Here is a 5,853-nt window from a genome sequence, read left to right as displayed (position 1 = left end):
CGATTCCCTCTCGGCGGACAAGGCCTACAGCTCACGCGGCAACCGCCGCGCGCTGCGGGCCCGACGCATCCCGCACGACATCCCGGAGAAAGACGACCAGAAAGCCAACCGGACCCGGAAAGGGTCACGCGGTGGCCGCCCACCCACCTTCCGCCCACAGCGTTACCGGCAGCGCAACACCATCGAACGGCTGATGAACCGGCGCAAGCAGTTCCGCGCCGTGGCCACCAGATACGACAAGCTCGCCTGTCGCTACCGCGCCACCGTGCAGATCGCCGACATCCTCATCTGGCTACGCGCGAAACCCGATCGCCCCAAGCCATGATCCAGGAGACACGGCCTAGTCGCCCGCGGCCAAACTGCAACGATCCGACGCAGGAGAGCGATGTGGAGTCGACATCGTGACATCGTCGCCCGGCTCTCGTTGGAGAGCCGCCGCCGTCAGTCGTACGCCGGTCCAGTTGAAGTCGTTGCGCCACCGGATCACCGATGCGTGAGCGGCATACAGCAGCGTGTGGACGGCGACCGACGGCAGTCGGCGTTCGCCTCGTGCAGTGCCGCCAGCGCCGCGGCCATGCCCACCAGGGGCACGGCTGGTCCACAGCACCTGGCTGGGTGGACTCCGTCTCACGGCCGGCGAGGTGGTCGTCGACCGCACGCTCGGGCTGCTTCCCGGCGGGCCGATCACCCTGCTCACGGCGGCGGGCCCGGGGCCGTACACCGTCACCGGTCTGGTCGATGCACCCGGCGTCTACGTCGCGGACGAGGTTGCCGCCGCACTCGCGCCCGGCGTCCGGGGCATCGGTCTGCTGGTCGCGCCGGGCGCCGACCCCGGGGAGGTCGCCGAGGCGGCTCGCGGTGTGGTCGGCGGCGACGGACGGGCGCTGACCGGCGACAGACGCAGCGCTCTGGAGGCTCGGGGTGACGCCCGTACCCGCTGGATCGGCATGCAGGTGCTCACCGCCACGGCGGCCCTCGCCCGCTTCGTCACGGTCTTCGTGGTCGCCTCCACCTTCGCGTTCACCTTCGCGCAGCGTCGCCGTGAGCTGGGACTGCTGCGCGCCGTCGGCGCCACTCCCCGTCAGGTCCGCCGCATGGTCCGCTCGTCGTCGGCACCACGGCCGGACTCGCCGGCCTCCTGGCCGGCGCGACGCTCGCGGTGAACGACATTCTCGACCTACCTGCGGAGCGGGACCTGCCGCCAACGGCGGCGCACGCGATGCGGGCGCAGATCCTTCACCGCGCTAGACGCACAGGTTGGCCAGTGCGGGCGAGGTCGGCGCGCCCTGGGGCAGGTGGCCGGTGCGCAGCGCCGCGAGTCGCGTCGCGCGGTGGGGTAGGTCGGTGGGTGCGCGGCGGAGGACGGGGTGCGGGTGGTGCAGAGTCCGGTGAGGGTGTGGGCGACGGGTTCAGGGTAGCCGGCGGTGCGGAACAGGCCGTAAACGCGGGTGGCGGGAACGTGGGTGAAGAAGCGAGCAGTTCGATCCGGACGGCTACCGGCTGTGCGGCCTGGGCGGCGGCGAAGGTGTGCGCGGAGCGGCCAGGGACAAAGCCGTGCGCGGCGGTCTGGACCGACCATGCCCCAGACCAGATTGCATCGACAAAAACATCGCAGGCGCGGTGCCCAAACGCCCGACATCAGCCGTGGACCGTTGAGAGTCACCGTCCATCATGGACACATGGGTTATGCTCTGGTATGACCATTATTAGTCCCACGCCTCTTATGGGCCTGGTAGCCGGCGTATGGGCATTCAAGACCCTCGCGGCCGGTGTCGAACTCGGCTTGTTCAACCGGCTGGCTGACGGGCGGACGCTCACGGTCGACGAGGCAGCCACCGAGTTCGCGCTGGCCGAACGCCCGGCCGACCTTTTGCTGGCCGCGAGCGCGTCCCTCGGGTTGCTGGAGAAAACCGGAAACCACTACCGCAACTCCGAACTCGCCGAGCAGTTCCTTGTCGAAGGCCGCCCTTACTACTTCGGCGCGCAGATCCGCTACTCCGACCTGCACACCTACCTGCCCTGGCACCGGGTCGGCGAGGCCTTGCGTACCGACCGGCCCCTCACCTGGGACCCGCAGGCCCAGCAGTCGATGTTCGACACCACCGACCCTGAGATGCTGGTCGAGTTCTGGGACGCCATGTACTCCATGTCCAGCTTCACCGCCCAGGCCCTGGCCGACACGTACGACTTCGGCGCGCACAGCCGGCTGCTCGACGTCGGTGGCGGGGCCGGCGCGTTCCCGATCGAGTTCTGCCGTCGTCTGCCCGACCTGCGGGCGACCATCTTCGACCTGCCGCAGGTGTGTGTCCGGGCTGAGGAGCGGATCGCGGCGGCGGGCCTGAGCGAGCGGATCGGCACGGTCGGCGGAGATTTCCTCGCCGACCCTGAACTGCCGAACGGGTACGACGTCATCCTGCTGAGCATGATCTTGCACGACTGGGACGAGCGAACCAACCGGGCACTGCTGGCCAAGTGCCACGCGGCACTGCCGGCCGACGGTGCGATCATCATCTGCGAGCTACTGCTCAACGATGAGCGCACCGGTCCGCCGGAGGCCGCCCTGATGGGCATGAACATGCTGATCGAGACCGAGGGCGGCCGGAACTACTCAGGCGCCGAGTACGCCGCCTGGCTCGCCGACGCCGGCTTCGTCGACATCCGCACCGTGCGGTTCGGCTCCCCGGGCGCCAACGGGGCCGTGGTGGCGCGCCGGGCCTGACCGGCACGACCCACTGAGCCGCTTCCCGACGACTGAATGCCGATCTGCCCGACGTACGGATCGCGTACGTCGGGCCGGTCAGCCCTGTAGCCGAGTTCGGTGGCGATCGCGCTGCTGTCTTACCAGGAGCATCGTCCTATGCCGACACGTTTTCCCCGCATCCACCGTGACCAGTGCCATCACGATTGATCGGGCTCGGTAAGGCCCTTCCACATTCGGCGTCCTTGGTGGCCAGGAACTGGAACGCGAGCGAACGTAGACGGTGGCAACGCTGTTGGCGGCCTCGACCGCCCGCCCCGCGTTCCCTGGTAGTCGTATCGCTGTCAATCCCCTGGAATCGTGGAGGGCGTCGTTATGCGGCCTGGGCCTCCAGGGTGCGGGTCTCTGATCGTTCGTAGTCGATGGGTGATCGCCAGTCGCAGACGGAGTGGCGGCGGCGCCGGTTGTAGAAGTCGGTGATCCAGGTGGCGATCTTCAGTCGGGCCTCGGTGCGGGTGTGGAAGTGGCGGCGGTGGACGTACTCGACCTTGATGGTGGAGAAGGTGGCCTCGGCGACGGCGTTGTCGAAGCACGAGCCGACCCGGCCCATCGACTGGCGTGCCTTCCAGCGGGCGCACGCCCGGGCGAAGTCGGCCGAGCAGTATTCGCTGCCCCTGTCGCTGTGGAAGATCACCCCGTCGACGCAGCCGCCGCGGGTGACGGCGGCCATGTTCAACGCGGCGACGACCAGGCCGGCGTCGTGCCGCCACACGCCGGGGAACTCCTTGAACTGCGGCACCAGGAAGAGGAGAAACCACGGATGGGCGGGAAGTACGGCCAGAAGCACCCAGCGGTAGTAGCGCTGGCAGCGGTGGTCCTGCTCGTCGCGGGCTGCACAGGCGAACCCACGGCCGGTGCCGAGCCGGCGCCGAGCACTCCACCGGGCACAATCGCGCGGGCGAAGGTGGGCGACCAGCTCACCGTGACCGCGAGCGTCGAGCGGGTCATCACCGACACCGCGTTCGTCGTACGCGACGTGGACCTGACCGACGGCACCCTGCTCGTGCTGTCGACGGCCGCGTCGCCGCCTTCTCCGCCGCAGCTGGTGACCGTGCAGGGCACCGTGATCCGGTTCTCCCACCGCGAACTCACCGACCGCCACCACCTCGGGCCGCCGGGACGGTACGGGGCCTTCGATGGCGGGCGGGCGCTCGCCGCACGGGAGATCACTGTCTGGTGATCGCCCCTCACCACGGAGACCGGTTACTTCGCGGTATTCCCACCGGCCGTTACCCGATCACCTTCTGCGCACGGCGCTGTCCGCCCCATCCTCGCCGGGCTGGACGGGCTTGAGGCCCGCGACACCAGCCTCCCGGTGTCATCGCCCAGCCGAGTTGCGTCAGCATCACCGTGGGTTGCGAGGAGCTCCGGTCATTGTCACCCTTCCCGGCAGTTCTCCCCGCACCGGGCAGTTTCCGAGATCCACCGTCGGCGGTTGCCTATGGTGGAAGAGACGCGACGGACACGCGTCGGCCGGTCGCCGCCGAGGACGATGGGCAAGCAGCATGGAGCGGTTCCTCAAGGCACTCTGGGACACAAGCAGCGTGAGCGGTCGCCTTGTGACCAGCATTGTCCTGATCGTGTTGGCCGTCGTCCTCGCCGTACTGGCCGGCCGTCTGGCCACCCTTCGGGTGAAGGACACCACCAACCGCTACTACCTGCGTAAGGCGGTGCACTATCTGACCGTCGTGGCGTTGCTGTTCGCGCTGGCACTGCTGTGGCGCCCGTTCGCCGGTCGGATCGGCGTGGTCGTCGGCCTGCTCGCCGCCGGTCTCGCGCTGGCCATGCAGGAGGTCCTCGGCGCGTTCGCCGGGTGGATCAGCATCCTCACCGGCCGGCAGTTCCGCGTCGGTGACCGGATCCAGATGTGCGGGGTACGCGGTGACGTCCTGGACATCACCCCACTGCGTACCCGCATCCTGGAGAGCGGCTCCTCCTCCGACCCGGAATCCTGGATCCGCGGCCGCCAGTACACCGGACGGGTCGTGTCCCTGTCGAACCGCTTCGTGTTCAGCGCACCGGTGTTCAACAGCAGCACGGTGCTGGACCACCTGTGGGAGGAGCTGACCCTGCCGGTTCCCTACGAGGCGGACTGGCACCTGGCGGAGCGCATCCTGTGCGAGGAGGCGCAGAACATCTCCTCGACGGTCGAGGCGCGGCGCGCCATCGAGCAGATGCGCCACCGTTACCCGGTCGCCGAGGCGGAGGTCGATCCCCGTGTGTTCGTCCGCGCCACTCCGAACTGGGTCGAGCTGTCGGCACGGTTTGTGGTGCCGGTGCGCGCCGCCCGGCAGGTCAAGGACCAGGTCACCCGGCGGGTCCTGGACCGCTTCACCGACAGTGGCATCCGGGTGGCGTCCGTGACACAGGACATCACCATTCATTCACCTCAGCCATCGCCAACGGTTCCCGTCGTCCCGGCCGACGACCAATGACGGGCCGCGCGCCGTGAGCCGGCCCCGCACGATGTCCGCGCGCCTGGCCGACGTACGGGAAAGCTTCTGGCTCGTGCCGGCGATCTTCTCGATCGGCGCGGTGGCGGCGGCGATCGGACTGTCGGCACTGGAATTACAGATGGACCTACCCTTCGTGCGCCCGCCCTTGGTTGGCGGCCGAGTATGTAACCGTCCGGACGCTCCGGACCGGCTGTCGGTTACTGCGGTAACGGGACGAAGCGTGTGAGGCGGGTCGTGCTCTTCCTAACCCGACGCTCCACCGGTGTCCACAGGTCGGTGACCTGCGGCTTTCCCATCGTCGTCGTCGAGCAGTTCGCGGCGCCACTCCGCGAATCGGCTTCGGAGATCGTCCAGCGCTGGGCCGGTGACGCCGTACTGGGCGAAGTCGTCGGGATCGAGCTGGGTGGCTTGTCCGAGGGCGTCGGCGAAGATGCGCGGGTCGAAGCCACGGTCGGCGCGCTGCGCGAGGGCGAGAAGGGCGTCGCGGGTGTAGCGGCCGGATCGGAGGGTGGCGTCGATGTCGATGAAGTCCCGGGCGAACGCTCGCCCGTAGAGGGCGCTCATCTTGTTTGCGACCGCGTCGTCGGGGTGGAGGACGGGTCCGATCGCCATGAGGATCGGTTCGTTGGCACGCCAGTC

Annotated in this window: 7 protein-coding genes and 1 pseudogene; 6 read left to right on the top strand and 2 right to left on the bottom strand. The window is 68.9% G+C overall.

Going from position 1 to position 5,853, the window contains the following annotated elements; genetic code table 11:
- The 3 genes from GA0070560_RS27845 to GA0070560_RS27835 all read left to right on the top strand — a co-directional run.
- On the top strand, nucleotides 1-325 hold a 325-nt coding region (locus GA0070560_RS27845), incomplete at its 5' end, for a transposase (RefSeq protein ID WP_139131636.1).
- A 316-nt stretch (nucleotides 326-641) separates the two neighbouring features.
- Nucleotides 642-1,163 (top strand): ABC transporter permease, encoded by a 522-nt coding sequence (locus GA0070560_RS27840; protein WP_245675768.1) that lies wholly within the window; start codon nucleotides 642-644, stop codon nucleotides 1,161-1,163.
- A gap of 539 nt (nucleotides 1,164-1,702) precedes the next feature.
- On the top strand, nucleotides 1,703-2,719 hold the full coding sequence (locus GA0070560_RS27835; protein ID WP_091303087.1) for a methyltransferase: 1,017 nt from the start codon (nucleotides 1,703-1,705) through the stop codon (nucleotides 2,717-2,719).
- Nucleotides 2,720-3,071: 352 nt separating this feature from the next.
- Here the strand turns inward: GA0070560_RS27835 and GA0070560_RS27830 are convergent, their stop codons facing one another.
- On the bottom strand, nucleotides 3,072-3,545 hold the full coding sequence (locus GA0070560_RS27830) for an integrase core domain-containing protein (protein ID WP_139131634.1): 474 nt from the start codon (nucleotides 3,543-3,545) through the stop codon (nucleotides 3,072-3,074).
- Between the two features lie 117 nt (nucleotides 3,546-3,662).
- Between GA0070560_RS27830 and GA0070560_RS27825 the strand changes: the two genes are divergently transcribed.
- The 3 genes from GA0070560_RS27825 to GA0070560_RS28965 all read left to right on the top strand — a co-directional run bounded on the left by GA0070560_RS27825 (nucleotide 3,663) and on the right by GA0070560_RS28965 (nucleotide 5,440).
- A complete protein-coding gene (locus GA0070560_RS27825) occupies nucleotides 3,663-3,938 on the top strand; it encodes a hypothetical protein (protein ID WP_139131633.1) in 276 nt (91 codons plus the stop codon).
- Nucleotides 3,939-4,317: 379 nt separating this feature from the next.
- Entirely contained in the window at nucleotides 4,318-5,193 is an 876-nt protein-coding gene (locus tag GA0070560_RS27820) for a mechanosensitive ion channel domain-containing protein (protein WP_170839623.1), read from the top strand.
- Between the two features lie 31 nt (nucleotides 5,194-5,224).
- On the top strand, nucleotides 5,225-5,440 hold the full coding sequence (locus GA0070560_RS28965) for a hypothetical protein (protein ID WP_170839622.1): 216 nt from the start codon (nucleotides 5,225-5,227) through the stop codon (nucleotides 5,438-5,440).
- A gap of 17 nt (nucleotides 5,441-5,457) precedes the next feature.
- Here GA0070560_RS28965 and GA0070560_RS27815 read toward each other — a convergent pair.
- Nucleotides 5,458-5,853: pseudogene (locus tag GA0070560_RS27815) on the bottom strand (nucleotidyl transferase AbiEii/AbiGii toxin family protein); the annotation flags it as partial.

Origin of the sequence: Micromonospora halophytica, assembly GCF_900090245.1 — a bacterium.
Lineage (GTDB): Bacteria > Actinomycetota > Actinomycetes > Mycobacteriales > Micromonosporaceae > Micromonospora > Micromonospora halophytica.
This window is presented reverse-complemented; position numbering and strand designations above follow the sequence as displayed.

What these genes read in the sequence shown, in the direction of transcription:
- GA0070560_RS28965 (WP_170839622.1), top strand. Translation starts at nt 5,225, where the DNA reads ATGTCCGCGCGCCTGGCCGACGTACGGGAAAGCTTCTGGCTCGTGCCG.